Annotated in this window: 25 protein-coding genes; 13 read left to right on the forward strand and 12 right to left on the reverse strand. The window is 64.2% G+C overall.

Translation table 11 applies throughout. The features are described from left to right. Positions 1–11 precede the first annotated feature (11 nt). Entirely contained in the window at positions 12–1,361 is a 1,350-nt protein-coding gene (locus ACZY1I_RS13455) for an amidohydrolase family protein (protein ID WP_463754887.1), read from the reverse strand. Positions 1,362–1,623: 262 nt separating this feature from the next. Between ACZY1I_RS13455 and ACZY1I_RS13460 the strand changes: the two genes are divergently transcribed. Together ACZY1I_RS13460 and ACZY1I_RS13465 are read left to right on the forward strand one after the other, a co-directional pair. Further along, entirely contained in the window at positions 1,624–2,601 is a 978-nt protein-coding gene (locus ACZY1I_RS13460; RefSeq protein WP_463755128.1) for a LacI family DNA-binding transcriptional regulator, read from the forward strand. A gap of 150 nt (positions 2,602–2,751) precedes the next feature. Further along, on the forward strand, positions 2,752–4,206 hold the full coding sequence (locus ACZY1I_RS13465) for an aldehyde dehydrogenase family protein (RefSeq protein ID WP_463754888.1): 1,455 nt from the start codon (positions 2,752–2,754) through the stop codon (positions 4,204–4,206). A gap of 48 nt (positions 4,207–4,254) precedes the next feature. On the opposite strand, the gene ACZY1I_RS13470 is transcribed toward ACZY1I_RS13465, so the two are convergent. The 3 genes from ACZY1I_RS13470 to ACZY1I_RS13480 are packed head-to-tail and all read right to left on the reverse strand — an operon-like array spanning position 4,255 to position 8,137. Continuing rightward, on the reverse strand, positions 4,255–4,671 hold the full coding sequence (locus ACZY1I_RS13470; protein WP_463754889.1) for a Zn-ribbon domain-containing OB-fold protein: 417 nt from the start codon (positions 4,669–4,671) through the stop codon (positions 4,255–4,257). Positions 4,672–4,690: 19 nt separating this feature from the next. Beyond that, complete coding sequence (locus ACZY1I_RS13475; RefSeq protein ID WP_463754890.1) at positions 4,691–5,899, reverse strand: thiolase family protein; 1,209 nt, start codon at positions 5,897–5,899, stop codon at positions 4,691–4,693. 18 nt (positions 5,900–5,917) lie between these two features. After that, positions 5,918–8,137: an acyl-CoA dehydrogenase gene (locus ACZY1I_RS13480; RefSeq protein ID WP_463754891.1), complete on the reverse strand. Its 2,220-nt coding sequence runs from the start codon at positions 8,135–8,137 to the stop codon at positions 5,918–5,920. A gap of 140 nt (positions 8,138–8,277) precedes the next feature. Here ACZY1I_RS13480 and ACZY1I_RS13485 point away from each other — a divergent pair, with 140 nt between their 5' ends. Then, a complete protein-coding gene (locus ACZY1I_RS13485; RefSeq protein WP_463754892.1) occupies positions 8,278–8,847 on the forward strand; it encodes a TetR/AcrR family transcriptional regulator in 570 nt (189 codons plus the stop codon). On the opposite strand, the gene ACZY1I_RS13490 is transcribed toward ACZY1I_RS13485, so the two are convergent. Then, entirely contained in the window at positions 8,844–9,446 is a 603-nt protein-coding gene (locus ACZY1I_RS13490; protein ID WP_463754893.1) for a TetR family transcriptional regulator, read from the reverse strand. The two genes, ACZY1I_RS13485 and ACZY1I_RS13490, sit on opposite strands and share 4 nt — an antisense overlap. Positions 9,447–9,463: 17 nt before the next feature. On the opposite strand from ACZY1I_RS13490, the gene ACZY1I_RS13495 reads away from it, so the two are divergent. The 6 genes from ACZY1I_RS13495 to ACZY1I_RS13520 all read left to right on the forward strand — a co-directional run bounded on the left by ACZY1I_RS13495 (position 9,464) and on the right by ACZY1I_RS13520 (position 15,168). Continuing rightward, on the forward strand, positions 9,464–10,543 hold the full coding sequence (locus ACZY1I_RS13495) for a DUF1214 domain-containing protein (RefSeq protein WP_463754894.1): 1,080 nt from the start codon (positions 9,464–9,466) through the stop codon (positions 10,541–10,543). Further along, positions 10,540–11,715, forward strand: coding sequence for a sulfotransferase family protein (locus ACZY1I_RS13500; protein WP_463754895.1), 1,176 nt, complete (start codon positions 10,540–10,542; stop codon positions 11,713–11,715). The genes ACZY1I_RS13495 and ACZY1I_RS13500 overlap by 4 nt, the downstream gene beginning before the upstream one ends. A 72-nt stretch (positions 11,716–11,787) precedes the next feature. Continuing rightward, positions 11,788–12,168 carry a hypothetical protein gene (locus tag ACZY1I_RS13505; protein ID WP_463754896.1) on the forward strand — a complete coding sequence of 127 codons (381 nt, stop codon included), beginning with the start codon at positions 11,788–11,790 and terminating at the stop codon, positions 12,166–12,168. 174 nt (positions 12,169–12,342) lie between these two features. After that, positions 12,343–12,792, forward strand: coding sequence for a hypothetical protein (locus tag ACZY1I_RS13510; protein ID WP_463754897.1), 450 nt, complete (start codon positions 12,343–12,345; stop codon positions 12,790–12,792). A 293-nt stretch (positions 12,793–13,085) separates the two neighbouring features. Further along, the gene (locus ACZY1I_RS13515) at positions 13,086–13,532 is read left to right on the forward strand and encodes a hypothetical protein (RefSeq protein ID WP_463754898.1); all 447 of its coding nucleotides are present in this window, start codon (positions 13,086–13,088) and stop codon (positions 13,530–13,532) included. Between the two features lie 253 nt (positions 13,533–13,785). Further along, positions 13,786–15,168 (forward strand): acyltransferase family protein, encoded by a 1,383-nt coding sequence (locus tag ACZY1I_RS13520; protein ID WP_463754899.1) that lies wholly within the window; start codon positions 13,786–13,788, stop codon positions 15,166–15,168. Here ACZY1I_RS13520 and ACZY1I_RS13525 read toward each other — a convergent pair. Then, positions 15,165–15,641, reverse strand: a complete 477-nt coding sequence (locus ACZY1I_RS13525) for a MarR family winged helix-turn-helix transcriptional regulator (protein WP_463754900.1) — start codon at positions 15,639–15,641, stop codon at positions 15,165–15,167. The two genes, ACZY1I_RS13520 and ACZY1I_RS13525, sit on opposite strands and share 4 nt — an antisense overlap. Before the next feature lie 76 nt (positions 15,642–15,717). Here ACZY1I_RS13525 and ACZY1I_RS13530 point away from each other — a divergent pair, with 76 nt between their 5' ends. Next, positions 15,718–16,659, forward strand: coding sequence for a CE1 family esterase (locus ACZY1I_RS13530; protein ID WP_463754901.1), 942 nt, complete (start codon positions 15,718–15,720; stop codon positions 16,657–16,659). A gap of 26 nt (positions 16,660–16,685) precedes the next feature. Here ACZY1I_RS13530 and ACZY1I_RS13535 read toward each other — a convergent pair whose 3' ends face one another. From ACZY1I_RS13535 to ACZY1I_RS13560, 6 genes are all read right to left on the reverse strand, one after another. Beyond that, positions 16,686–17,255: a cytochrome b gene (locus ACZY1I_RS13535; protein ID WP_463754902.1), complete on the reverse strand. Its 570-nt coding sequence runs from the start codon at positions 17,253–17,255 to the stop codon at positions 16,686–16,688. Then, positions 17,255–18,322, reverse strand: coding sequence for a catalase family peroxidase (locus ACZY1I_RS13540; RefSeq protein ID WP_463755129.1), 1,068 nt, complete (start codon positions 18,320–18,322; stop codon positions 17,255–17,257). Before ACZY1I_RS13540 ends, ACZY1I_RS13535 begins: the two co-directional genes overlap by 1 nt. A gap of 186 nt (positions 18,323–18,508) precedes the next feature. Next, on the reverse strand, positions 18,509–19,501 hold the full coding sequence (locus tag ACZY1I_RS13545) for an ABC transporter ATP-binding protein (RefSeq protein WP_463754903.1): 993 nt from the start codon (positions 19,499–19,501) through the stop codon (positions 18,509–18,511). A 3-nt stretch (positions 19,502–19,504) separates the two neighbouring features. Continuing rightward, positions 19,505–20,554 (reverse strand): ABC transporter permease, encoded by a 1,050-nt coding sequence (locus tag ACZY1I_RS13550; RefSeq protein WP_463754904.1) that lies wholly within the window; start codon positions 20,552–20,554, stop codon positions 19,505–19,507. A 72-nt stretch (positions 20,555–20,626) separates the two neighbouring features. Then, entirely contained in the window at positions 20,627–21,619 is a 993-nt protein-coding gene (locus ACZY1I_RS13555) for an ATP-binding cassette domain-containing protein (RefSeq protein ID WP_463754905.1), read from the reverse strand. A 3-nt stretch (positions 21,620–21,622) separates the two neighbouring features. Beyond that, a complete protein-coding gene (locus tag ACZY1I_RS13560) occupies positions 21,623–22,672 on the reverse strand; it encodes an ABC transporter permease (RefSeq protein WP_463754906.1) in 1,050 nt (349 codons plus the stop codon). Positions 22,673–22,979: 307 nt separating this feature from the next. On the opposite strand from ACZY1I_RS13560, the gene ACZY1I_RS13565 reads away from it, so the two are divergent. The 3 genes from ACZY1I_RS13565 (at position 22,980) to ACZY1I_RS13575 (ending at position 25,768) form a co-directional block, all read left to right on the forward strand. Further along, positions 22,980–23,357 (forward strand): STAS domain-containing protein, encoded by a 378-nt coding sequence (locus ACZY1I_RS13565; protein ID WP_463754907.1) that lies wholly within the window; start codon positions 22,980–22,982, stop codon positions 23,355–23,357. Positions 23,358–23,404: 47 nt separating this feature from the next. Beyond that, complete coding sequence (locus ACZY1I_RS13570) at positions 23,405–23,851, forward strand: ATP-binding protein (RefSeq protein ID WP_463754908.1); 447 nt, start codon at positions 23,405–23,407, stop codon at positions 23,849–23,851. A gap of 153 nt (positions 23,852–24,004) precedes the next feature. Then, the gene (locus ACZY1I_RS13575) at positions 24,005–25,768 is read left to right on the forward strand and encodes an N-acyl-D-amino-acid deacylase family protein (RefSeq protein WP_463754909.1); all 1,764 of its coding nucleotides are present in this window, start codon (positions 24,005–24,007) and stop codon (positions 25,766–25,768) included. Positions 25,769–25,778: the final 10 nt, after the last annotated feature.

Raw genomic sequence — 25,778 nt, forward strand, 5'->3', positions numbered from 1 at the left:
GTCTGGCACTGTCAGTTGCCCAAAGTGGCGGCGCGACCGGCAATTCCGCTGACTTCGACCGTCGTCGGTCGGGCGCCTTGTGCCTGCAGTGCGAACTGGGTCATCCGTGTCCACGCATCGCGGTCCCGCTGACTGGCCTGATGGCCCACGTGTGTCACCACGTCAACATCGGTGGCTTGGCTGCGCAGGTAGCCAGCCCGGGCGTGCTCCTTGGGAATGTGCTGAAAAGGCTCGAAAGAGTATGCGGCCATGGCATTTTCGTGAGTGATCTTGTTGATGACCGAATCCTCGAGATGGCCCATCGTATCGATGACGTCCTCGGGTGCGAACGGCCAGTTGCTGTCGGAATGCGGGAAGTCGGATTCCCAGCACAACATGTTCTCGTTGAACCAATTCAAGTTGTGCACACCAACTTTGTCGCTGATGAAGCAGGTGTAGAAGTGTCGCTTGAATACGTCCGCCGGACCGGCGTATCCCGGCGGAAATTTGGCCAGCGTCCAGCCCGAATGGCGGTTGTAGACGTGCTCAGCACGCCAGAGGAAGTAGGGCATCCAGCCCACGTCGCCTTCGGTCAGCGAGAACTTCAGATTCGGGAAATCCGACCAGAATTCGGCCCAGATCAACTCAGTGAAGGTGAACATGCTCATCATCGACGACGCGGTCATCATCACGCTGGCCGGGGCATCCATCGACACCATCGGAGACCGCGATGCCGACCCGACGTGTGTGCACAACACGGTGTTGCTGTCGCACACCGCCTCGAACAGCGGGTACCAGTACTTGGTGTGAATGCTGGGCATCTGCAAGGCTTCCGGATTCTCCGAGAACGTCACCGCGTGACAGCCCTTGTCCGCGAGTCGTTTCACCTCCTTGGCCGCTTCGACCACGTCATAAAGCGGCAGGATGCCGCACGGGATGAACCGCCCCGGATACGCGGCACACCACTCGTCCACGTGCCAGTCGTTGTAGGCCTTGATCATCACCAGATTGACGTCGCGGTCGGGTCCCTGATTGAGCACCTGACCGGAGAAACCGGTGAAGTTGGGGAAGTTCAGGCCGGCCAACTGGCCGCCGGCATTCATGTCGCGAACCCGCTCGTCGACGTTGAAGCACCCCGGACGCATCTCGTCGTAGCGGGAGGCGTCGACGTTGTACATCTCCCGTGGTTTGCCCGCTACGGCATTCAGGCCCATGTTCCGTCCGCGAATGTCGCCGTAGTACCACTGCTGGATGCCGTCGGGTTCGATAACCACTCGGGGCGCGAGGTTTTTGTACTTTGCCGGAACGTGGGCGTCGAACATGTCCGCGGGTTCGGCGATGTGGTCGTCAACGCTGATCAGGATCAGATCGTCGGTGTTCATGGTGACTCCCTGCGATTGCAATCAGTGACTAGTAGATAATGATTTGGATCACCGGTCAACGGTATTTAGCGTCTTCACAGCGCAACCACCCGCGTGTCACTATCAACTATTAGTCACAGTAACGTCAGCACCGAATCCAGTTCCGTGCGGTGCCGATTGCGGGCACGTGCCACCATGAGGCGTGCGCGCGAGCGTGGCGATCGCAAGCGCGGCAGCGCCGGGCGCGGCGGGTCGCCACCAGTACATCGTGGGAGGTGATGAGTTGAGCACGGACAAGAATGTCCGACCCACCACCGCAGACGTGGCCCGATTGGCAGAAGTCTCGACCGCGACGGTCAGTTACGTCCTCAACAATGCCGAGGGGCGCCGGATCTCGGCGCAAACCCGGGACGCGGTCAACCACGCAGCAGAATTGCTGGGTTACCGACCGAACATGGCGGCGCGCAATCTTGCCCGCGGTAAGAGTGGCGTCGTCCTCTTCGTCGTTCCACACATAGCCGTCGGTGACATGCCGATCCAGGCCGGCTCCAGGATGACCACGGAATTCGCACGAATCGGTTTGCTGCAAGTACAGATCTTCGAGACCGAGGACAACCATCACGTCGTCGATGCGATCGAGAACCTCGACCCGGTTGCTGTCACGAGTCTCTTCCCGCTGAGTGAAGCGGCGTCAAGGGCGGTGACGGCTGCGGGCATCCCCTATGTCGAGATCGGTACGCTGCCCGCTCTCGGAGATCCACACCTCGCGGTTGGCGAGATGCGGGTCGCGCACCTCGTCTCGCGCGGGCACCGGCAGATCGCCTTTGCCTATGGCGGGAGCGCCAAATGGCGCGCCCTGGGCGACTACTGGTTCGACGGCGTATCCCGCGCGGCCAAGTCGCGCGACCTGCCGTCCGTGGGCGTCGCCGAGATCGCGGTGGATAACGCGGCAGACGTGGTGCGCGGATGGGTCCGGGACGGGGTGACTGCGGTGTGCGCGCAGAGCGACGACATAGCCTGCCTGGTTCTGTACGGCATCCACGCCGCGCACCTGCGTTGTCCCGAGGATCTCGCCGTGATCGGCGTAGACGCCAGCCCGATGGGCGCGGTCAGTACACCGCCGCTGACCTCGGTCGAATTCAACCCGCGCGCGCTGGCCGACGCTGCCATTGCCGCCGTTTACGAACAGTTGGGATATCCGGCCGCGCCGTCTCCCGACATCACCGACATCGCCCGCGTCGTGGTGCGGTCCTCCACCTGACACCTTGGTTTGTGAACCTCGGGGTCGCTGGACAAGTTTTGGTTAAGCGCATAACCTCGCGGTTGGTGATAGTGGCGCGACCCGTTGCGAACGGCTGCGCCGCCCTTGCGATCGCCACGTGACGAGCCAGCTACTCAAGGAGGAGTACCCATGACGGTCCAGACTGTCTTGGACGATCTTCGGCAGCGCCCAGGCACCGGTGAGGCGATCACCGTTGTCGATCCCGCCACCGAAGAACAGGTAACCGAGTTCAAGGATTGCGGTCCGGAGGCCGTCGACGAAGCGGTCGCGCGGGCGAGGGCATCCTTCGAGTCGGGAGTGTGGCGAGACAAGTCGCCCAGCGACCGGGCGAAGATCCTGTGGAAAGTCGGCGAGCTGATCGACAAGAACGCCGGACTGCTCGCCGAACTCGAATCGCTCAACGCCGGAATGACCCCGCTGCAGGCCCAGGGCACGGTGACCGTCGGCTCCGAGTTCTTCCGGTACTACGCCGGCTGGTGCACCAAGATCGAAGGCATCGCGGCCGACATCCACACCGGCGGCCTCACCGGGATCGACTCACACCAGCACGCCTACACACTCAAAGAGCCCTACGGCGTGGTCGGCCTGATCTTCCCCTGGAACGGCCCGGTCTTCAATTTCTGCGCAAAGCTCGCGCCGTCGCTAGCGGCGGGTTGTAGCAGCGTCGTCAAACCCGCTGAGGAGACGCCGCTTTCGGCTCTGGTGCTGGACAACATCCTGCACGAGGCCGGCGTACCCGAAGGCGTGGCGAACCTGGTGCTGGGCAACGGGCACACCGCGGGGGCGGCGATCACTGCGCACCCCGATGTGGAAAAGGTGGCATTCACCGGGTCGACCGAGGTCGGCCGTGCCATCGTGCACGCCGCCGGCGAGAGCAACCTGAAGAAGGTCACGCTGGAACTCGGCGGCAAGTCGCCGGTGGTGGTCTTCGACGACGCCGATCTGTCCAAGGCCGTCCCGATGGCGGCATTCGGAACCTTCATCCACTCCGGGCAGGCGTGTGTGTGCGGATCCCGGATCTTCGTGCAGCGCGGCGTTTACGACCAATTCGTGGAGTCGCTGGCCAAAGTCGCGGACCAGTTGCCCCAGGGCGGACCCAAGGACGAGGGCAGTTTGATCGGCCCACTGATCAGCCAGAAGCAGCTCACCCGCGTGCTGGGCTACCTCGATCAGGGCCGGTCTGACGGCGTCGAGGTCGTCACCGGCGGACAGCGCGTGGACCGGAAGGGTTACTTCATCCGCCCCACCGTGCTCACCAACGTCGCTTCCACGAGTCGGCTGTTCCAGGAGGAGATCTTCGGCCCGGTGGTCGCGGTCATCCCCTTCGACACCGAGGACGAGGCTGTCGCGCTGGCCAACGACAGCACCTACGGGCTAGCCGCTACCTGCTGGACCAAGGACCTCGGCCGCGCGCACCGAGTTGCCAAGCGGCTCAAGGCCGGAACGGTGGGGCTGAACTGCCAGATGCAGTTCGACCACTCCATGCCCTTCGGTGGTTACAAGCAGTCCGGGTGGGGTTACGAGTCCGGCAAGGCCGGCTTGGACACCTACCTGCAGACGAAGATCGTCTGGGCGCAGATGTAGTCACCCTCTCGAGTGCGCGGCCAGACGCACACTCGGCACAGGCGCCCGTCAGTCGGCGGGCTCGTACCGCAGCATGGTCACATCATGTTCGGGATAGTCGAAGAACACCGGGCGCACCCGCATGCCGACGCGCAGGTCGCCGGGCTCGACGTTGACCATCTCGGTGGAAAACCTTGGGCCCTCGTCCCATTCGACGATGCCCAGCAATTGTGGAACGGCGTCGGCGAAGTGCGGGCTGACCGGACGGTGGGCCACGGTGTAGGAATACAACGTTCCCATGCCAGAGATCTCGCGCCATTCCAGGTCGTCGGCCAGGGTGCGCGGGGCGCGCACCCGCGGATAGAACACAAAGCTCTGCGATGACGGCGAGTACTGGATAACGATGCGGTGCTGGGCCAGCGCATCCCAGAACGGCGCGGTCGTCGGCGTCTTGACAGGCATCGGACGATCAAAGCTGATAGCCATCTTGGTGACCCTTCCGTTCTCAATCGCCTTGCAGGACGAGCGCCGTTTGTTCGGAAAGGATTCCGCCGTTGCCCGACACGAAGGCACGGTTACAGTCGGCGACCTGCGCCTCTCCCGCGCGCCCCATGATCTGGCGGGTGGCGTCGCAGACATGGTGCATACCACCGGCTAACCCGGCCTGGCCGAATCCGAGTTGGCCGCCGGCGGTGTTGAGCGGAAAGTCACCGCGGAAGGTGAGGTCGTGGTTGGCGACGAACTCCAGGCCCTTGCCCTTCTCGCAGAAGCCCGCGTCCTCGAGCGACAGCATGACCGTGATGGTGTAGCAGTCGTAGATCGAGACCATATCCATCTGATCCCGGCTCAGGCCGGTCATACCGAACGCAGTGTCGGCAGCGGCCGTCATGGGCGTCTGCAACAGATCGTCGGCATAGGTCGGCGTCTTGAACGGCACGTGTTCACCGAAGCCTTTGATCCAAACCGGGCGATTGCGGCCCTTTTTGGCGAGATCGGCATTCGCGACTACCACGCCGGCACCACCTACGCACGGCATGACGATCTCCAGCATGTGCAACGGATCGGCGATGACCGGACTTGCCAGCACATCGTCGACGGTGAGCGGTTTGTCCTTCCAGATCGCGCCCTCAGTGTGGTTGGCATTGACGCGTTGGTCGACGACGATCTTGGCCATCGCCCGCTCGTCGTAGCCGTAGACCGCCGCATAGCGCTGGGCCACTTGACCATAGGGTCCGTTCTGGCCGAGGTTCCCATAGGGAATCTCGAATTCGGCTTGCGGAGAACCGTATTGGTTGCTCGATGAACCGAAGAACATCGCGTCCACCAACGGTCGAGGCTTCTTCTTCGACGTCGGCGTGATGTAGCGGGACGGCAGTACGCACAGGACGGCGTCGCAGATGCCGAGTTCGATTGCGGCAGCCGCGCGCCAGACCATCGCTGCGGCGCTGGCTCCGCCGAGATCGACCAGCTCCGCGAATCGGGCTGGCACTCCCAAGTATTCGGCGATCGTCGATGGCACGAAGATCTGCGACTCGGCCAGATGAGACGTGACAATGCCGTTGACGACTTCGCCCGACAGTCCGGCGTCGTCGAGCGCGGCGGCGCCGAGCTCAGCCCATTGTTCGAGAACGAAGGGCGCGGGCGAGGCCTTGTTCAGCCGCTCGGGTGGCAGCTCCACATAACCGACGATTGCGGCTTCTCCGCGTAATCCCATGGGCCGTACTCCTGTTCACTACTTGCGCGGCAGGCCGAGAATCATCTGGGCGATGATGTTCAGCTGGATCTCCCGGGTTCCGCCGCCGAGCAGTTCGGCGGGAAGATGCAGATACCGTTCCACCACAGCCGGTTCGGAGTCGGCGACCATTGCCAGCCGTCCCGTCAACTGCAGTGTGGCCTCAAATGTACGTCGCAGCAACACGTTCATTGCGACCTTGGCGATACTGGACGCCGGCCCCGACGGCTGACCGTCGAGTAAGCGAAGAGTTTCGCGCACCCCGAGGGCCTTGATGGCATTGGTGTATGCGTCGAGTTCGCCGAGCGCGCGCAGCACATCCTCGCGGTCCGGCCCCGGTTCCGACGCGATCTGACGCAATGTGGCCGCGCGGTCGAACTTGACGTAACCGCTGATCGCCGAACGCTCTTCGGCCATGGTGGCGATGGCCAGACCCCAGCCGCCGACTGCGTCCCCGAGCAACATGTCGTCGGGAATGAACACATCGGTGAGGAACACCTCGTTGAAGTGGGCTTCGCCGGTTGCGGTCTTGATCGGCTGGATCTCGATCCCGTCCGAACGCATGTCGAGGATGAAGTAGCCGATACCGCGGTGCTTGCTGGCCGCCGGGTCGGTGCGCGCCAGCAGCGCCCCGAAATCCGCCCGGTGTGCCGCGGACGTCCAGATCTTGTGCCCGTTGATGTTCCAGCCACCGTCGACCTTTGTCGCGCGGGTGCTCAGAGCGGCGAGATCCGAGCCGGCGCCCGGTTCGCTGAACAGCTGGCACCAGGCGATCTCGCCACGCTGTGTCGGCGGTATCAGCTTCTCCTGCAGTTCCTTTGACCCGGCCCGCACGATGGACGGCAGGATCCATTCGGAGATGCCCAGCGAGGGACGGACCAAGTCTGGCCGCTTGGCGAACTCGTCGTCGATGATGAGCTGCCGCAGTGCCCCCGCGTCAAGGCCCCACGGCGACGGCCAATGTGGCGCGAGCAATCGGGCATCGGCGATCAACGTGCGTTGCGGTCCGGTCTTGAATTCTTCGTAGTCGCTCTGACGTCCCGGGTGCTCATTACGCAATCCCATTGCGGTGTCCAGGGTTTCGGCGACACCAGACCGGAACTCCGCTTCCGCGTCACCCAAGTTCACCGACATGTCCCGTTGCAGGGTGCAGGTCAACCTGCCCAGCCGTCGGGCCCAGCGGTTGGCCGGGCCGATCGACGCCGCCAGGCTGATGGCTCTGCGCCAGTACAGGTGCACGTCGTGTTCCCAGGTGTACCCGATCGCACCGAACATCGTCAGCGCATCCAGCACCAGGTCCGGCGCCGGGGACACCGCGATCACCGCCGCACCCGCCGCGGCGATTCGGTGCTGATCGAGCGACTCGTCGACGGCGCGTATCGCATCCCAGGCCGCCGCGGTCGCCAGTTCACTGTTGATCAACAGCATCGCCGCGCTGTGCTGCAGCGCCTGGAAGGTGCCGATCACCTTGCCGAACTGCTCCCGGATGCGCAGGTGCGCGGTGACCGCCTGGACACACCACTGCGCGATGCCTGCCGTAGAACTGGCAACCAAACCGACCACAACACACTCGGCCCGGTCCGGGTCGATACCGGTGAGCACCTCGGTGACGCTGTGGTCGGTGAGGCGAAGCCGCCCGACGTCGGTGACGATGTCGGTGCCGTCGGCGGATTCGGCCGCAAGACCTGATTGTTCAGCGTCCGTCAGCGCCCACACGATGTCGTCGTCCTCCGTGGCGGCGGCCACCAGGATCGTCCGTGCCGAACAGACACCCGCGGTCACGTCCGAGGCACCGGACAGTAACCACCGATCACCGTCGCGCCGCGCGCGGAATTCCCCGTTACCCGGAAGGATCACCGCCGCAGGCGTTCCGGACGCAAGCTCGCGCAGCAATGCCTCAGCGGCAGGTGTGTTGTCGGCCAATTGCGCGACCGCACCCGTGGTCACCGTCGGCAGCAACGGACCGGGCAACAGCGCCTTCGCCGCGGCTTCCAGCACACACGCGGCGTCAATCAGGCGGCCCCCCTGGCCCCCGAGCGACTCCGGGAGGTGCACCGCGTGAAAGCCATTGGTTACCAACGCGTCCCACCATCCGGGCAACTCCCCGGCGGTAAGCGCGCCGATGTTCTCCCGCGTCCCGGCGATGGGCGCATGTCGGGCGGCGAACTGCACGACGGCGTCACTGAGCTCTTGCTGCTCGGCGGTCAGACCAACCGTCATCGAGTGATAACCTTCCCTTCACGAGACGAACCGTCTCGTCTTGTGGAAGACTACCGGCGCGATCCAAAATCTGTAAAGCCGGGCCCCAAAGGCCGGCCGCAGCACCTAGAGATTCGAGCAGCACGAACAAGGACCATGGAATGGCCACCGAACTCACGCCACGGCGCCGCAGCGAGAAATCGCGCACGGCGATCATGACCGCCACGCGTGAGTTGCTTATCGAGCGCGGATTCGACGGCTTGACCATTGAGGCTGTCGCCGCCCGGGCCGGCGTGGGAAAGCAGACCATTTATCGCTGGTGGCGCAGCCGCCCGGCGCTTGTCGCCGATGTCCTACTCGAAGATGCCGACAAGATCCTTGCGACGATGAATTACACCCACGATCTGGCCGCCGACCTAGTGGAATGGGTGGGCAAACTCGCCGCGAGTCTGACGACGGCACGCGGATCAGCGATGCTTCGCACCCTGACGGTCGCGAGCATGGAGCACGACGACACGGCGAACAGATTGCGCGACGGCTTCGGAATGCCGCTGCACGACAGCGTCCGCGCCCGACTGGTGGCCGACGGAGTCGACGAGACCACCGCGCAGTCCGCGGCCGATGCCATCGTGGGTGGGGTGGTCTACCCGATTTTGTCTGCCGGACAGGCATATTCGCGTCGGCGAGCCGAACTGACCACCCGGCTCATCGTTGCCGCACTGACTCGCTAGCCAATAGCGATCAGGGCCAGACCCTGGCGCACCCGGTCGGGTAACGAACCTCCGTTGGCTAGCCAGTCGTCCAGGGCGATCCGCACCGACGCCATGGCCAGCGCACCGATCAGGCGGGGGCGGGGATCCTGCTCGGTCAGCCCAGGCAAGCGCACTGCGATCAGCTCGGCAATCGCAGCTTCGTACCGCACGTAGATGCGTAGCGTCCAGGCATCCAGTGTTTCCGACGACCGCGTCAGGGTTGCCAATTCCCTTATCTGGTCTTCGATTTCGGCGAATCCGTCGCCGAGCGCGTGGAAGGCGGCGATCACCGCTTCGGTGGCGGTCAACTCCGGCGGCTGCGCTGCGACCGCCGCGGTGATCCGCTCCAGCCAAACTACGTTCACACCCTCGGCGACGGCATCTTCCTTCGAGTTGAAGTAGCGAAAGAATGTCGCCCGGCCGATCGCCGCAGCATCAGCGATGCGGTCGATCGTCGCGCTCGCCAATCCCACATCGGCCACCAGCCGCGCAGCGGCCGCGGCGATACGCTGCCGCGTCGCCGCGCGCTTCCGCTCCGAAAGAGATTCTCGCGAATCGCTGGATATTTGGTGAGACATAGTCTAATTATGAGACTATGACTCAAGCAGAGGCAAACAAGGCCCTGCCCGCGTGGCAGTTCTTTCAGCAGATGCTCAACGACGTCACGAAGATCGTGACCGAGGACGCCGAGTCCGAACGCGAACTCCTCGAGGGACTGCGGGTGATCGCTCGGGTGTCGTCGCTGTGTTCACAGATGGCCGTCGAGGCCGACCTTGCGCAACCCGTTTTCTTCGACATGTGCTCGCCGAACCGGATGATCGGTGGCCCCAATCCTGACGGCAACTACTACCTGGGGATGATCCGCGGTGATCGCCGCTACCGGATCACCGGCACCCGCGGCACCAGCGCCTACCTCGGCCTGCAGATTCTGGCCGGCACCGGGCTGACCCCGCGGCGGATGTCCGGGTACCTCAGCGATAAAGATCTGCAAGTGAATTCGGGCGATTTTGCCGTCGTGCTGTCTACCGATGAGCCCCCGGACGGCGCCGGCGGACAGTGGCTGCAGATTCCAGCGGACGCGTCGTCGATCGTCGTCCGCGAATACATCGGCGACCGCGCCTCCGAGGAACTGGCCACCCTGCAGATCGAGGCCCTGGACCCCGACCCGTTAGCTCCCGTGACAGATGCCGCCCTGGCAGACCAGTTCACCGCGATGGCCTGGTCGCTGATGAAGCTCGCCACCCTGCATCGCACGATCAAGCCCGAACTACTCACCAGTCCCAACACGCTGCTCACCGCCGAGGCCGCCGACCTGGGCGCAGCCGACACCACGCCGGACAACCTTTACATGATCGGGACGTACCGCCTCGAGCCGGATCAAGCTCTCGTGCTGGACATCGAACCGCCCGACACCAGGTACTGGAACGTCACGCTCGAGAGCATCTGGCACGAGTGCCTGGAGCCCCGCCGTCGGCACAGTTCGGTGACCAACCACGGAGTGCAGCCGGATTCGGACGGGCGGGTGCGCATCGCGATCTCGGCTGAGGACTTCGGATTCGGCCACTGGCTCGACACTGGTGGTCGCCATCGCGGCTTCATCGTGCTGCGCTGGCTGGACAACCCGAAAGCACCCGACGTCAAGGTGTCGGTGCGCCGGCGGGAGGTCCACGCATGACCACGCTGTCCGACAGGTTCGCCCCGGAGCAACTTATCGCTACCGCATGCGAGCAGTCCGGAAACGACGACTTCGGCGCGGACGGGTGGCAACACGGGCTGGAATTGGTTGCCGACGGGCTGGTCAACGAGGCGAGGCTGTCGGTCATCGGAGTCGAGATCGCCCATCTCGATCTGATCCGTGCGCTCAAGAACCGGCTCGACATCATCGCTTGGCGCAAGCAAAATCCCGACATCGCCACCAAGGGAATCAATGCACCGATCGTGATCGTCGGGCAGCCCCGCACCGGAACAACGATCCTCTACGACCTACTGGCCCAGGACCCCGATCTGCGGGCGCCGTTGACATGGGAAGTCGACGCGCCCTGTCCGGTACCGCAGCCCGAGACCTATCACGACGACCCGCGCATCGCGCTCACGCAGGCCAGCCTCGAGATGTCCGAGCAGATCATTCCCGGCTTTCTCAAGTTCCACCCGATGGGCGCGCTGGTCGGACAAGAATGCGTCCGGATCACCGCCAGTGAATTCACCAGCATGATCTTCTCGGTGCAGTACCGGCTGCCGAGCTACTACCGCTGGCTGCTGCATGACGCCGATCACGCCGGCGCCTACCGATTCCATCGAATTTTCCTACAGCACTTGCAGTCTGGCGTGCCAGGCCAGTGGCTGTTGAAATCGCCGGCACACCTGTGGCAGCTCGATGCACTCCTGACCGAGTACCCGGACGCTTTGATCGTGCAGACGCATCGCGACCCGCTCAACGTCATCTCCTCGATCGCTGCCCTCACCCACCATCTACGACGAATGGGCAGCGACGAGTCGGACATCGCCGAGTGCGCGACTCAGTCATATGAAGAGATCGTGGTCGGCTTGGAGCGTGAGATGGCGCAGCGCGACAGCGGCAAGGTTCCGACCGACCGCGTGATCGACGTGCTGTACTCCGACTTCGTCAACGACCCGTGGGCCACAATCGCCGGCGTCTATCAGAAGCTGGGGCGCCAACTTCGGCCCGATACCGAGCAGCGGATGCGGGATTTCCTGGCCGCCCATCCTGGCGACGGCGGGCGCGGACGCTACACCTGGTCGGACACCGGACTCAACGCCGATGAGGTACGGGAACGGGTGCGCCGCTACCAGGAGCGCTATGCGGTACCGACCGAACAATTGCGCTGACGGAACAAATCATCTAGAAATGAATTCGTTACATCTCCCACATGTGTGACGAAAGACATAGGATTCCAATTTGTGACGACTCCGTCCAATCCTTATCGCAACGAACGACGGCTTCTCTCGCATCAGCTGCAGATGCGAGGCCATGTCCTCCACCGCAGGCAGGCGCGGCGGCTGAGCCAGCGCTTCGCGGTCGTCGGCGTAGACATCCAGCCGACGCGCCTTCAGCAGCTGATCATCGGCTCACCGGTAGCGGACAAGGAATTGGTCGATGTCAATTTCGCCCTAATTGCCATGCAATACAATCGCGAGAAAAAAATCGCGAAAGGCGCGCGCTTAAAGCGCCGGTTCAATCATGCAATTATCTGCACTGGATTAATGCTGGTGGCGCTGAATTTCCTCTTCTGCGTTGCCTATCTTTTCTTTAGCCTGACCCAACACGCCTCCGGGATGTGAGGTCGACTCAGCCACTGCCTGCGCTATTGCACAGCTGCTGAACTGCGCTTTTGGGGTTGTGTAGGCGGTTCTGGGTCGTGACGCCAGCGTCGCAGCCCAGTGCCCGTCCCGACCTGCACTCGGATTGTTGACGGAATTGCCGATAGGTGATTGTTTGCTGAGAAATGTCATCGAATGCGTGCGGTGCGGCAGTCGCATGTGCTAAGCCGTGGCATTGCCGATTGCGATGGCGGCAAGAAATGCCGCAAACTTGAGCGCGACTCTATAAAGGCCAGTCCGGCCGCGAGGAATCAGCTGCCGCCGGAACCACCCGCCGGAGCCATCGACGCCACGACCATGCCGCGGAGCGATCGGCGCGCCTCACCCGCTGCCACCAACACACCCATCGAAGCGACCGTGCGCCGTCGGCTGATCGGCCGCACGCCGGCGGCGGACCGCGCCGAAGGTGGCCTGGGTCGATTCCCCCGCGACGGCGGAGCCGAAGGCTGGGCAGCGGTCACCTCCGCGGCAGCTCAACTCTTGACGGGCGAGTATGCCGCCGCGACGGGCGGAACCTGTGGTTTAGATCGGGAATTCATTTTCCGCAGCGCACCATATTTTAATCTTTTGTACACCGTCGGTTAAACGGCCGGCGCAATTCGCGCAGCCGCCCTTCGGCATGGCAACAATCCCCTACTTTGAATATTCGGCCCCTTCCGCGCCGATGGCATCGCGCGACAGCGCGCCTCACCAGCACTGGTGCACAACAGCTTTCACTGGCCGCCGAGCGCACCGGGGCCTCGGCGGCCAGTTCAAATCGAAGTCATACGAAAAACTATTGAGGACATCGATTTACGCCTCTTACAATCTTGAACATTGAGCGTCCGAGGCCTTAACCCGCTCCGACCGCGGCAAATCACCCCTATTAAGGCGGAAGCATGAAGATCAATGTATTTACCGCGGCAATTGCAATCGCTACCGCCCTGGTGCCTTTCGCAGCAGGCCCTGCCTGGGCCGAGGACTTAACGACCAACGGCGTCTACCTGTACCACGACGAAGACGGTGACACGGGAAAGTGGACCATCAGGACTACCTGCACGCCGGACTGCGTCGCCCACGTGACGACGTCATCAGGCCGGGGATTCGATGCCCAGCTCGTAGACGGCCGTTACACCAACACGCGAGAAATCCCGGAGGGTGTGACCTGTCCTGGTTATACCGCCGGGGACTATGGCCGTTGGATCCCTCCGAGCGTGCATCCGATCACCGTCTTTCAGTGGTGGGACCCGCAAACGCTCACCGGGGAGGTGGACTACATCGAACACTCTGCGCCATGCAACGTCTCTGACCACAACGACAGGTTCACACTCCACAAAATCGGCTAGTGCCGGTTCGCGAGTGAATGCTCCCCCGTCGTGTGGGGCTCCCACTTGTGCGCCTTTCATGAATCACCCGGGGCAGCCGCCCAATCTTCTCTCTTTCGCCGCTGCGATCGGCGGCAACGGCGGTCCCGGGGGTCTTCCCGGCGGGAAGGGCTCTCCCGGATCACCCGGACGGCCCGGTCCGGCACCGGCCATTGCGGCAAGTCAAGTAGAACTACGCAGGCATCTACCGTCACCTGTCGGCAATGCTGCTGGGATGACCACTGTGATGGGCTTTCCCAGCCCTGCTGACTTGGCCGCGCAAACTCCCGCTGACCGGGACCGCGCCATCGACGTCATTCGCATCACCGCCCTGATCGGAGTGGTGATCGGCCACACCGTGATGGCCATCAGCATCATCCGCGGTGGTGTGCTGATCTGGGACAACCTGCTCACCACCTCGACGGTGTTCCAGGCTCTGACCTGGATTTTTCAGATCATGCCGTTGTTCTTCTTCGCCGGTGCCGCGGCATGCCTGACCTCATGGCAGCCCGGCACTAACTGGGGAAATTGGCTACTGAAGCGCTGCACACGACTGTTCCGACCGGTGTTCTACTACTTCGCGTTCTGGGCAGTCACCCTGGCCGTGCTGTATCCGGTACTCCCCCAACATGTCTACGAACCGGTAGCCGGGATCAGCATCCAGCTGCTGTGGTTCCTGGGCGTGTACGTGTTCGTGTTGGCCGCGATGCCGGTCCTGTACCGAATCACCACCACCGCCCGCCTTGCCGCCGGGGTTGTCGTGGTCTACGCAATGGTTGCGGCCATCGACGCCATCCGGCTGCACTGGCCGGCGCTGACACCGATCGGGTATCTGAACATGGCGGCCTGGCTCATCCCCGGCATGTTCGGTGTCGCCTACCGACGACAACTGATCACCGGGCGTGCCGCGCTGGTCACGGCAGTCGGCCTACTGGCCGTCAACGTTGCTCTTCTGCAATGGGGGCCATACGAGTTGAGCCTGGTCGGCATCGAAGGTCAGCACCTGGCCAACATGAGCCCGCCGTCACTGCTGCTCGCCGGCCACGCGATCGTGCTGAGCGCATTGGCCATCGCGGTGGCGCCCGCGATCAACCGGTGGGCGCAGCGGCCGCGGGTGTGGTGGTTCACCGCGATCGGCAACTCGGGGGCGATGACTCTGTACCTGTGGCACATGCCGGCGCTGCTCGGCGTGCACGTGCTGTTCGACAGCTTCGGCCACCCGCGATTCCCGGGTCAGGCGGATTTCCTCGCGGTCACCTTCGAGCAGCTCTTCATCATGATCGGCGTGGTCGTCGTGCTGTTCGTTGCGCTGCGCCCCTTGGAAAACAATCCCCTGCCGGGTTGGGACGGTGTCCCGACGATCACGTCGGCGTGGCGTGGCACCGGTGTCGGCGTGCTGTTGTGCGTGGCCGGGGCGGCGATCCTGGCGGCAGTGAAGTGGGGACTCAAGGACGACGGGCTGGTCTGCGTCGCGGTCATGCTCACCGCATTGCTGGCCGCTCGCTTGCTGGCTTCTCGCTCGTCGGCCGCTCGCTCGCCGGCTTCGAAGCGGCTACCGCACGAACGCGCGGTAACCCGGGCGGACGCCGGCGATTCGCGCGGTGCGCTGACGGTCTAGAGCTGCGATGCCGCCGCGCCGGGCTCTTCGGAGTCTGGCGCGGCCAGCAGCATCTGAAGCGTCCGACGCAATTCGCTGAGGCGTTGCTCTCCCAGCACCTCCTCCCACTTCCTCTCCAAATCGACTGCGTTGGTACGCATTACCCGTAGCACCTGGCGCCCGCGTTCGCTGAGTTCGATGATTCGAGTGCGAGCGTCATCTGGGTTGGATGCGCGAGTCACATAACCGTGCCGCTCCAGCGCCGTGATCGCCTGGGCCACCGCCTGACGGCTGACCCCGAGCCGATCTGCCAGATCGGAAGCATGCAATCCTCCGGTGGCCAACGGAACCAGAGCTACCGCCTGGGCGGGGCGGATGCCATCGAATCCAGCGGCCGCGAACGCTGACCTCAATCGCGGGCCTCCGCTAGCCGCCAATAGTCGCACCAGTGCGGGCACGGTCGATTCCCACTGGCCATCTGCGAGTCGTCGCATGGCTGAAGAGCTTGCCACGTTCTGTGCTTTTGACAAGTTACTTGTCAATTTTCAGATCGGCTGCCACCATGGGTTGATGGCATCACGTTGCGCCCGGATCGTCGCCGTCCTCGCCCTTGTGGCGGTGTCGCTCTTGATGAGCGGATGTTTCGGCGGCGGTCACGCGGTGGGGTCACCAGATAGCCCAACAATCCCGGTCGGCCAGTCCTCACAAAACATCGAGTGGGCCGGTGCCAGCAGAACATTCAATCTTTATCGGCCGCAGGGACTCAGCGGTGCGGCGCCGCTGGTGGTGATGCTGCACGGCGGATATGGCGACGGAGCCCAGGCGGAACGCGCCTACTATTGGGACACCGAGGCCGATAAGGGCCACTTCCTGGTCGCCTTCCCCGACGGTCTCGGCCGGGCGTGGAACGCCGGATCGTGCTGCGGCAATCCATCGGCAACCAACCTCGATGACGTCGGGTTCATCACCGCGATGGTCGGCGCGATAGAGCAACAGACGCCGATTGATCCGGCTCGGGTGTATGTCACCGGCATGTCGAATGGAGCGATGATGTCGCTCCGACTGGCCTGCGAGACCGACATGTTCGCCGCAATCGCCCCCGTGGCGGGCACCACGATGACCGACTGCTCGCGGGCGCGTCCTACCTCGGTACTGCAGATCCACGGCACCGCCGACGCCAGCGTCCCGTATAACGGTGGGCCGGGTAAATCGTTGAAAGCCAACGGAACTCCACGTGTCGATGGGCCGCCGGTACCGATGGTGACGGCCGCGTGGCGGGCCATCGACGATTGCCCGGCGCCAACCTCGACCACTGCTGGGCAGGTGACCACCGAAACGGCCGGGTGCCCCGCTGGCCGCACGGTGGAACTAATCTCGGTGGCGGACGCCGGCCACCAGTGGCCCGGTGGTGTCCGCGGGCCGATGTTGGAACGACTCGGCCTCCCCGAGCCGTCGACGGCGCTCGACGCCACGGACACCATCTGGCAGTTCTTCAGCCAACACCAAAGATGAGCGGCGCCTAGGTCGTAACGGTCGTACTAGGAGTCAGCCTGCTCGGGTTGTTTGGTGGGCCACACCGCCATCCGGTCGATGAGCCGGTCGCGCAGCACGAATGTGTGAAACAGCACCGCGCAGACGTGCGCGGTGAAGGCCAGAAACAGCAGTAGCGCAAGGATTTCGTGACATTGCCGCAGCACCGCATAGAGATCGATACTGCGCGGTGCAATCGCCGGCAGCTGAAACGGGCCCAGCGAGACAATCGGGGTCCGCACCGCAGAGAGCATTGCCCAACCGACCAGGGGTTGGATCAGCAGCAATCCGTACAACAGATATTCCGACCACGAAGCGATACGGCGCTCGGCGGGCCCCATGGTGGCCAAGAACGGCGGCAGGTGGTGAGTGAGGCGATTCGCCAGGCGTATCACGGCGAAGATCAGGATCAGCACCCCCAGCGGACGATGAATGGCCAGCAGCAATGAGTACCAGCTCAGCGAAGCCACCATGGTCACGCCGATCAGTAGCTGCGCAATGACCATCGGAGCCATCAACCAGTGCAGGATTCGCGAGGGGACAGCGAAACGTGCTGTGGTGGTGATTGTTTCGGCCATCAGACGCGAACCTCGCTCGGCGACTTGGGTTCTCCGGCGCGGCGGGTGAACGAGCGTGCGTAAACTGCGGACCGGGCACGGGGAATGGGATCGTCCGACAGGGCTATTCCGTCCGGCAGCACCGTCGGGTCGAAGTTGATATCACGCGCATTGCCGGGCTCCTCGGTCTGCACCGCGGTGATGGTGACGGTGCCCGCGTCGATGGTGCGCCGCGCCGGTGGCCAGGGTTTTGTGGCGTCGTTGGTCGGATCACCGTTCTCACCGACGGTGAGGACCAGGCGCCACTGCAGCGGACGCTGCGCCACCGCGTGGGCGAGGTCGTCGAACAGGTAGTCCCTGCCCGGTGCGGGTGGCGAGGTGTCCGGTGCGCCCAGGGGAACCACCGACCAGCGCACCGGAACGGTGACGCCGGCTTCGTTGGTGAATCGAAAAGCGTTCAGACCGTTGAAGATACTGTTCGCGAACCCCGCACTCGGCGGTGACTGCTTGATGATCTTCATCGCCGCGGCGGTCTCAGGATGGCGTTCGAGAAACGCGGCCATCCGCTGCGGGTCGGGTTTTCCGGTGTCGGGTTGCGGCTTGGACGCGAGCAGACGCTCGTAGAAGCCCTCCGGTGTGCTGTCGGTGAAGACAGGAACATTGATCATCGCGGTGCGCCACTGTTGGCCGTCGGACGTCTGGAATATCAGCCCCAGGCCGCGGACCGTGTCCGGTTTGTCGGCTTGGTCGGGCAGACCACCCCCGAGCGAGAACCGACCGACAATCGGCACGGTGCCACGTCGGAATACCGAGGCCCGGCAGATCTTCGACCCCGACCCGCTGCTTGCGAAGGTCCCTGTCGCACTGAGTCCTTTGGCGTGATTGCGACGGAACCCATCGTGGTGGCCGTACACGTTCTCGAACCGATCGGTGAACCGTCCCGGGGTCAGCGCATCGGGTCGCAGCCAACCGCCGGCGTAAGCAAACCCGGTCACGTCCACCGCGGCGAAACCGGCCACCGCGCCCAGTCCCAGCAGCGCGCCCCTGCGCGTCAATGCGGAACGAAGCGGATTCTGTGCAGATTGCATTTCGGCGGAGTCGTCATTCTCATCGTTGCCGTGATCGCCGGTATCCGTGCCCACCATCTCGCTTCGTCCCCTCCTGGTCGGCTAATTCGTGCAGTCACAGTGTCGGTGTCCTGGGCACCATCCGCACTACGAGGTAGTGACGAACTCCGTTCAACGGACGATCGGAGTTGGTGTCGGCCCGCTGCGTCAGTCGGCGACCTGGCGGTGTTCGAACATGTCGGAAATGCCGCCCAACCCCAACCGCTCCCGGAAGGATTGCGCCGTATAGCCGACGGCAACCGCGTCGGTGCGGGCTCGTACGGTCGCCGAGCGCGGCATGTGGAACAGCACGCCCATCTCACCGAAGTAGTCGCCGGGACCGGCGATCTTGACCAATTCCTCACCACCGTCGGCTAATTCGCGCACGATCTCGAATTCGCCCTCGGACACCAGGTAAATCAGGTCGCCCATGGTGCACTGCTCGAACAGCACCTCGCCGGCCTTGCACCGCACCGTCTCCGGGGGACGGTTCGTCGACGCAACCGCAGGGGGCACCATCTCGATCACCCGATCGGCCATCGGCAGGATGCGGCTGTCGTGCGTCGCCACCACCACCACCCGATCTCCGTCGGCGAGGTCCCGAATCAGCCGCAGCACCTCTTCCACCTGTATGAAGTCGAGGTGCGCAGTCGGCTCATCGGCCAGAATCAGCGGCGGGTCCAGCGCGATCGCACGTGCGACCGCCACCCGCTGCTGTTGGCCACCGCTGAGGTCGCCCGGGCGGTGCTTCATCCGATCCCCAAGATTGACGCGCTCGAGCAATTCGATCGCACGCTTGCGCGATGCTCCGCGAGACATTCCGGCGCCGCGCAACGGAACCATGACGTTCTCCAGTGCCGTAAGGCTCGGCACCAGATTGAAGGCCTGGAAGACTATCCCGACCTTCTCCAGCCGATATCGCCCCATGTCCGCGCCCTGCAGCGTGGTGATGTCGAGGCCGTCGAACTTGATGGCCCCGGACTTCGGCCGCAGGATGCCGCCGAGGCACGACAGCAATGTGGTCTTCCCGCAACCACTGGGGCCCAACAGGATCAGCAGTGATCCGGCGGCTACGTCGAGGCTCAACCCGTTGATCGGCCGCAGCGCGTAGCCACCGCTCGAGTACTCGACCACAAGGTCCTGAATGCTCAGATCACCCATCGGTCAGGGACCCCCAAAGGCGAGTGCGGGATCGACCGAGACCGCCCGTCGCAGCCCTGCGACGCTGGCCAACAGGCCGATCGCGACTGCGATTCCCGGCAGCGCCAGATAGGCACCGGCGGGAATCACGACAAGCATCGGAAAGGCCGGCGCCAATAGCTGGGCCAGGATCACACCCAACACTGCCGCAAGCAACGCGACGACCAGCGCCTGGAGCGCGAGGCCCATCAGGATCGATTTCGTAGGGATCCCAATCGCTTTGAACACCGCGAAGTCGCGCAGTCGTTCGAGCGCCGACAGGTACACCACTGACCCGACGATCAGCACCGCCACGATCCACAGCAAAAAGGCCACGATCGTGATCGCATCGACCGCGACTTTCAACGGACGCATCAGATCGGTGACACCGACTGCCCGGTCGACGAGCTGATAGCCGGCGGGAACCTCCTTCGGGCTACCCGTGATGGCGATCGATGTCACCATCGGCTGCCCGTTGTACGACAGCTGCTGCAGCCCTTCGGTAGTCAGAAAGATGTTGGGCATCTTGGCCAGTGCGGTGGAGTCGGGCACGATGCCCACCACACGCAGGCTCCGCGAACCGACCTGCACGGTGTCGCCGACCAGGCGATGCAGGGTGCTCGACACCGCGACCTCGTCCGGTGTCGACGGCGCCCTGCCCTCCGAGACGCGAGGCATGCCGGGTCCGTGTTCGGGGGCGCCGAAGGCCGTCGAGTTTCGCGTCGCCGAACCTTCCCTGATTGCGGCCGCGGCGGTCGCCAGCGGGGCAGCGGCCTTGACACCCTGCTCGGCGGCTATGCGGGCCAGGTCGGTTGGCGCGAAGGGGGTGGAACCCAGAAACGGCCCGGCAGCGCCCGCCTTGACCACGAACGCGTCAACGTCCATGGAATCGACAGTTCGCTGCGCCTCGACCCGGAACCCGTTCGCGAGTCCGGTCAGCACGAGTGTCATCGCGAACACCAGACCCGTGCTGGCGATGGCGATGACCAGGCGACGCCTCCGCCATTGCATGTCACGCAATGCCGCGAACAGCATGCACTGACGCTACCGCCGCGAAACCCCGGTGAACAGGGCCTTTACCAACACTGTCAGCGCCACAGCGCCGAATTAATCGCTGTTGAGCTCGCGGTGTTCGATCAGGTCACGCATGCCACCCACGCCGAGACGCTCCCGGAACGCCTGGGCCGTATAGCCGACGACCTTTGCGTTGGTGCGGGCTCGTGCCGTCGCCGACCGCGGCATGTGGAACAGCACGCCCATTTCGCCGAAGTAGTCGCCAGGTCCGGCTACCTTGATCAGTTCCTCGCCGCCGTCGGCCAATTCGTGCACCAACTCGAATTCGCCTTCGTGCACGACGTAGATCAGCTCGCCCATCGTGCTCTGCTCGAACAGCACCTCGCCCTTTTTCAGCTCGAACGTTTCCGGTGCCCGGTTCGTGTCGGCGAAATCGGGTGTCAGCTCCACCACCCGGTCGGCCATCGGCAACATTCGGGCGTCGTGGGTCGCGACGACAACCACCCGGTCCCCGTCGGCGAGTTCACGGATCAGCCGCAGCACTTCCTCGACCTGAATGAAGTCGAGGTGGGCGGTCGGTTCGTCGGCGAGGATCAGCGGCGGGTCCAGTGCGATGGCCCGTGCGACGGCGACGCGCTGCTGCTGGCCACCGCTGAGGTCACCCGGACGATGCTTGATCCGCTCACCGAGGTTGACGCGCTCGAGCAATTCGGTGGCGCGCTTGCGCGACGCGGAGACAGACTTTCCGGCGGCGCGCAGCGGCAACATCACGTTCTCGAGAGCAGTGAGGCTTGGCACCAGGTTGAACGCCTGGAAGACGATCCCGACCTTGTCGCGCCGGTACTTGGCCAGGGCCGATCCCTCGAGCGATGTGATGTCGAGGTCGTCGAACTTGATTGCCCCGGACTTCGGTCGCAGGATGCCGCCGAGACACGACAGCAACGTCGTCTTCCCGCAGCCACTGGGTCCGAGCAGGATCACCAACGACCCTGCGGACACATCGAGGTTCAGCCCGTTGATCGGCCGCAGCGCATAGCCACCGCTGTAGTACTCGACGACGAGATTCTGAATGCTGAGATCACCCACTGCTTAGGGTCCTCCAAACGCCAGAGCTGGATCGATGGCAACCACACGCCGCAGGCCGGCGAGACTGGCCAGCAGACCTATCGCGATCGCGACCACCGGTAGTAATACATAGGCAAGCGTCGGCACCGAGACGACCATTGGGAATAACGGCGCCAACAGCTTGGAGAGAATCACGCCCACAACTGCCGCGAGCAGCGAGACGATCAGCGCCTGCAGCGCCAGTCCCGCCAGGATCGAACTGGTCCGCGTGCCGATTGCCTTGAATACGGCGAAGTCACGCACCCGCTCGAGGGCCGACAGATACACCACTGATCCGACGATCAATACCGCCACGACCCACAGCAGGATCGCGATGATCGTGATCGAGTTCACCGCGACCTTCAACGGCCGAATCAGGTCGTTGACGGCGCCGTTGCGGTCGTAGGTTCGGTAGCCGTCTGGCAAATTCCGGGCGCTGCCGGTGATGCCGATCGAGGTGACCATCGGCTGACCGTTGTAGGCCATCTGCTGCACGCCCTGGGTTGTCAGGAAGATATTCGGGATCTTCGCCAGGGCGGTGGAGTTCGGCACGATGCCGACGATCTTCAAGACGTGCGAACCGATCTGGATGGTGTCGCCGAGGTGGCGGCCCAGGACGCTAGACGCTGCGACCTCATCCGGCGTCGCCGGAGCCCGGCCCTCCGAGACCGGCGGCATGCCGGGTCCGTGCTCGGGGGCCCCGAACGCGGTGACGTTCCTCGTCGACGAGCCGTCCCTCATGATGGTGCCGACGCAGGCCAGCGGCGCCGCCGCCGTGACCCCGGCCTCGGCTCGCACCCGGGCCAGGTCGACATCGGGAAACGGCGTCGAGCCCATGAACGGTCCGGCCGCGCCGTCCTTGACCACGAATGCGTCGACCCCGAGCGAATCGACGGTCTGGCTGGCCTCGACGCGGAAGCCGTTCGCCAGCCCAGTGAGGACAAGGGTCATCCCGAAAATGATTCCGGTGCTCACGATGGCGATAACGAGGCGCCGTTTTCGCCATTGCATATCGCGCAGAGCAGCAAAGAGCATTCCCAGAACCTACCAACGCGCACAAGCCCCAGAGCGGATTTTGTCCAGGCGTTGGACGTCCGCGAGTTGGCCGCGGCAATCGGAAGGTCCCAGCCGACGCCTCATGGGACTGATTCGTCGACTGTTCGACCGGCACCTGTCAGGGCTTATGCGCGGGTGGCCTAGAATCGGCATCTGTTATCTGCCGCTGCGCTCCGTAGGTGGCGCAGGAAAATGGCGATGTTCGGCGGGTTGAATCCACAGCCCTGACTTGGCGTGGTTGTCTGAGAACTAGCATTGTCCCGCGAGGACGGATTTGAGATAGAGCATGGTCGATCAGCCCGGCGATCCAATCAATCGAGCGACTTTCGAGGTCGAGCAGAACGAGACGGATGGTGCCGTCGTGCTCGCTGTCGCTGGCGAGGTGGACATGCTCAGCGCCCCGCAGCTCGCTGAGGCGATACGCACGGCCGTTACCGCCAAGCCCGCGGCGCTCATCGTTGATCTCACCAAGGTGGAGTTCCTGGCCTCGGCCGGGCTGAGCGTTCTGGTCAACGGGCAGGCCGAGGTCGAGCCGCCCACCAAGTTCGCGGTGGTCGCAGACGGGCCGGCCACCAGCCGCCCGATCAAGCTGATGGGGATCGACAGCCTGCTCTCGCTGCACCGCACCCTGGACAGCGCGCTCAACTGGGTCAACGGTGCCTGAGCCGGAGCATGCCGGCGCGGGTTGGACCCGCTGACCAACGGCCTGCCATGACACCTTCTGACGATCGGTCCCGTTTCATCCGACGGCATGTCGCGGCAGATGCGTCCAACGCCACCCGTATCCGCGTGGAATTCCGAAACTGGCTTGACCGGCATTTCACGCTAGGTGCCGAACGGTTCAGTGACCTGGTGCTGGCCGTCAGCGAAGCTCTGGCCAACGTCGCCGAGTTCGCCTATACCGATGTTCCTGAGCGCACCGACATCCCTGACCACGGGACCATGGATGTCAGCGCCGCGTACGACGCCGACTCCGACACCCTCGCCGTGACGGTCAATGACCGCGGCCAGTGGCGGCAGCATCCGTCAGCTCTCGACTTGAGCCGAGGGCGCGGCATCCCGCTGATGCACGCGCTCGCCGACGAAGCGAACATCGAGGGCACACCGCACGGCACGCAGGTCACATTGACCTGGAATCGGCTGACCGCGGCCGGCTGAGTCGCGCCCGGGAACTCAACCCACCGCCCCGGACTCACACCCGGTGGCCTTTATTCATTGACTCGCGCCACTGGGGCGCATACGGTCGATACATACGCTACGCGTCGTAGCGTAATAACCACTCAGCCTTGGTTAGTTGCCCTTGGAGGCACCATGTTCGACCTGAAAATCATCGGTGGCACTGTTGTCGACGGCACGGGGGCCGAACGCTACCGCGCCGACCTCGGCATCAGGGACGGCAAGATCACCGACATAGTCCGCCGCGGCGATAACTCGCCCGGCCTCGACAGTGCCGAAGCCGCCGAGACCATCGACGCGACCGGGCACGTGGTGGCGCCCGGCTTCGTCGACATCCACACCCACTACGACGGGCAGGTGAGCTGGGACAGCTCACTGGAACCATCGAGCGGTCACGGGGTGACGACCGTGGTCACCGGCAACTGCGGCGTCGGCTTCGCCCCGGTGCGTCCCGGCACCGAAGACTGGCTGATCAGCTTGATGGAGGGCGTCGAAGACATCCCCGGTACCGCACTCACCGAGGGCATCACCTGGGGCTGGGAAACATATCCCGAGTACCTCGACGCCATCGGCAAGCAGCAGTACTCCATCGATGTCGGCAGTCAGGTCGCCCACGGCGCCATCCGCGCCTACGCGATGGGTGACCGCGGCGCCCGCAATGAGCCGGCCACCGCGGACGACATCAAGGCGATGGGCAGGTTGGTGACCGAGGCTGTCGAAGCCGGCGCGCTGGGGTTTTCGACGTCACGCACCATGGGCCACCGGGCGATGGACGGCGAGCCCGTGCCCGGCACCTTCGCCGCCGAGGACGAGCTCTTCGGTCTCGGACGTGCGATGGCAGCCGGCGGTCAGGCCGTCTTCGAACTGGCTCCGCAAGGCTCGGCGGGTGAGGACATCATCGCGCCGAAGAAGGAACTGGACTGGATGCGGCGACTGAGCGCCGAGATCGACCGGCCGGTGTCCTTCGCGCTCATCCAGGTGGACGCCGACCCGAAGCTGTGGCGCGAGATGCTGGACCTGTCCGCGGACGCGCACTCCGAAGGCGCGCGTTTGTACCCGCAGATCGCGGCCCGTCCATTCGGCATGATGATCGGCTTCCAAGGCCACCATGGCTTCAGTCACCGACCCACCTACCGGCGACTGAAAGCCGAATTCGGCCGCGGGGAGCTGGCGCAACGCCTGGCCGATCCCGCAGTGAAGGCCGCGATTCTTGCCGAGGACGACTTGCCCGTCGATAAGAGCCTGTTGTTCGACGGAATGTTCGCGTTAGTCCAGCACTCACTGCATCGTCTCTACGCGCTGGGTAATCCGCCGGACTACGAACCCGCACCGGACCGCACCGTCAAAGCGATCGCGCAAGCCCGCGGCGAGAGCCCCCTGTCGACGCTCTATGACCTGATGCTCGAGCGGGATGCAACCTCCATGCTGATGCTGCCGCTGTTCAACTACGCCGAGGGCAACCACGACGCCATCCGGGAGATGCTGTTGCACCCGGCCGGCGTGCTGGGTCTGTCTGACGGCGGCGCACACTGCGGAATGATCTGTGACGCTTCCTATCCCACCTTCCTCCTGACACACTGGGCCCGCGACCGTCAGCGCGGTGACAAGCTGTCGTTGGAATACGTGATCCGTAAGCAGTCCCGCGACACCGCGCACCTGTTCGGCCTCACCGACCGCGGCACCATCGAGCGGGGCAAGAAGGCCGACATCAACGTCATCGACATGAACGCTCTGACGCTGCACCCCGCGGCGATGGCGTGGGATCTGCCGGCCGGCGGAAACCGGATCTTGCAGAGCGCCAGCGGCTATGCGGCGACGGTGGTCAGCGGAGCCGTGACCCGTCGAAACGACGTCGACACCGGAGCGCGTCCAGGCCGTCTGGTGCGCGGAGCCCGTTAGGGTTTCGCGC

It is taken from the genome of Mycobacterium sp. IDUB_37, assembly GCF_055419245.1.

Coding starts and splice junctions, on each gene's coding strand:
- ACZY1I_RS13455 (WP_463754887.1), bottom strand. CDS start 1,361: ATGAACACCGACGATCTGATCCTGATCAGCGTTGACGACCACATCGCC.
- ACZY1I_RS13465 (WP_463754888.1), top strand. CDS start 2,752: ATGACGGTCCAGACTGTCTTGGACGATCTTCGGCAGCGCCCAGGCACC.
- ACZY1I_RS13470 (WP_463754889.1), bottom strand. CDS start 4,671: ATGGCTATCAGCTTTGATCGTCCGATGCCTGTCAAGACGCCGACGACC.
- ACZY1I_RS13475 (WP_463754890.1), bottom strand. CDS start 5,899: ATGGGATTACGCGGAGAAGCCGCAATCGTCGGTTATGTGGAGCTGCCA.
- ACZY1I_RS13480 (WP_463754891.1), bottom strand. CDS start 8,137: ATGACGGTTGGTCTGACCGCCGAGCAGCAAGAGCTCAGTGACGCCGTC.
- ACZY1I_RS13485 (WP_463754892.1), top strand. CDS start 8,278: ATGGCCACCGAACTCACGCCACGGCGCCGCAGCGAGAAATCGCGCACG.
- ACZY1I_RS13490 (WP_463754893.1), bottom strand. CDS start 9,446: ATGTCTCACCAAATATCCAGCGATTCGCGAGAATCTCTTTCGGAGCGG.
- ACZY1I_RS13495 (WP_463754894.1), top strand. CDS start 9,464: ATGACTCAAGCAGAGGCAAACAAGGCCCTGCCCGCGTGGCAGTTCTTT.
- ACZY1I_RS13500 (WP_463754895.1), top strand. CDS start 10,540: ATGACCACGCTGTCCGACAGGTTCGCCCCGGAGCAACTTATCGCTACC.
- ACZY1I_RS13510 (WP_463754897.1), top strand. CDS start 12,343: ATGCGTGCGGTGCGGCAGTCGCATGTGCTAAGCCGTGGCATTGCCGAT.
- ACZY1I_RS13515 (WP_463754898.1), top strand. CDS start 13,086: ATGAAGATCAATGTATTTACCGCGGCAATTGCAATCGCTACCGCCCTG.
- ACZY1I_RS13520 (WP_463754899.1), top strand. CDS start 13,786: ATGACCACTGTGATGGGCTTTCCCAGCCCTGCTGACTTGGCCGCGCAA.
- ACZY1I_RS13525 (WP_463754900.1), bottom strand. CDS start 15,641: ATGCGACGACTCGCAGATGGCCAGTGGGAATCGACCGTGCCCGCACTG.
- ACZY1I_RS13530 (WP_463754901.1), top strand. CDS start 15,718: ATGGCATCACGTTGCGCCCGGATCGTCGCCGTCCTCGCCCTTGTGGCG.
- ACZY1I_RS13535 (WP_463754902.1), bottom strand. CDS start 17,255: ATGGCCGAAACAATCACCACCACAGCACGTTTCGCTGTCCCCTCGCGA.
- ACZY1I_RS13540 (WP_463755129.1), bottom strand. CDS start 18,322: ATGCAATCTGCACAGAATCCGCTTCGTTCCGCATTGACGCGCAGGGGC.
- ACZY1I_RS13545 (WP_463754903.1), bottom strand. CDS start 19,501: ATGGGTGATCTGAGCATTCAGGACCTTGTGGTCGAGTACTCGAGCGGT.
- ACZY1I_RS13550 (WP_463754904.1), bottom strand. CDS start 20,554: ATGCTGTTCGCGGCATTGCGTGACATGCAATGGCGGAGGCGTCGCCTG.
- ACZY1I_RS13560 (WP_463754906.1), bottom strand. CDS start 22,672: ATGCTCTTTGCTGCTCTGCGCGATATGCAATGGCGAAAACGGCGCCTC.
- ACZY1I_RS13565 (WP_463754907.1), top strand. CDS start 22,980: ATGGTCGATCAGCCCGGCGATCCAATCAATCGAGCGACTTTCGAGGTC.
- ACZY1I_RS13570 (WP_463754908.1), top strand. CDS start 23,405: ATGACACCTTCTGACGATCGGTCCCGTTTCATCCGACGGCATGTCGCG.
- ACZY1I_RS13575 (WP_463754909.1), top strand. CDS start 24,005: ATGTTCGACCTGAAAATCATCGGTGGCACTGTTGTCGACGGCACGGGG.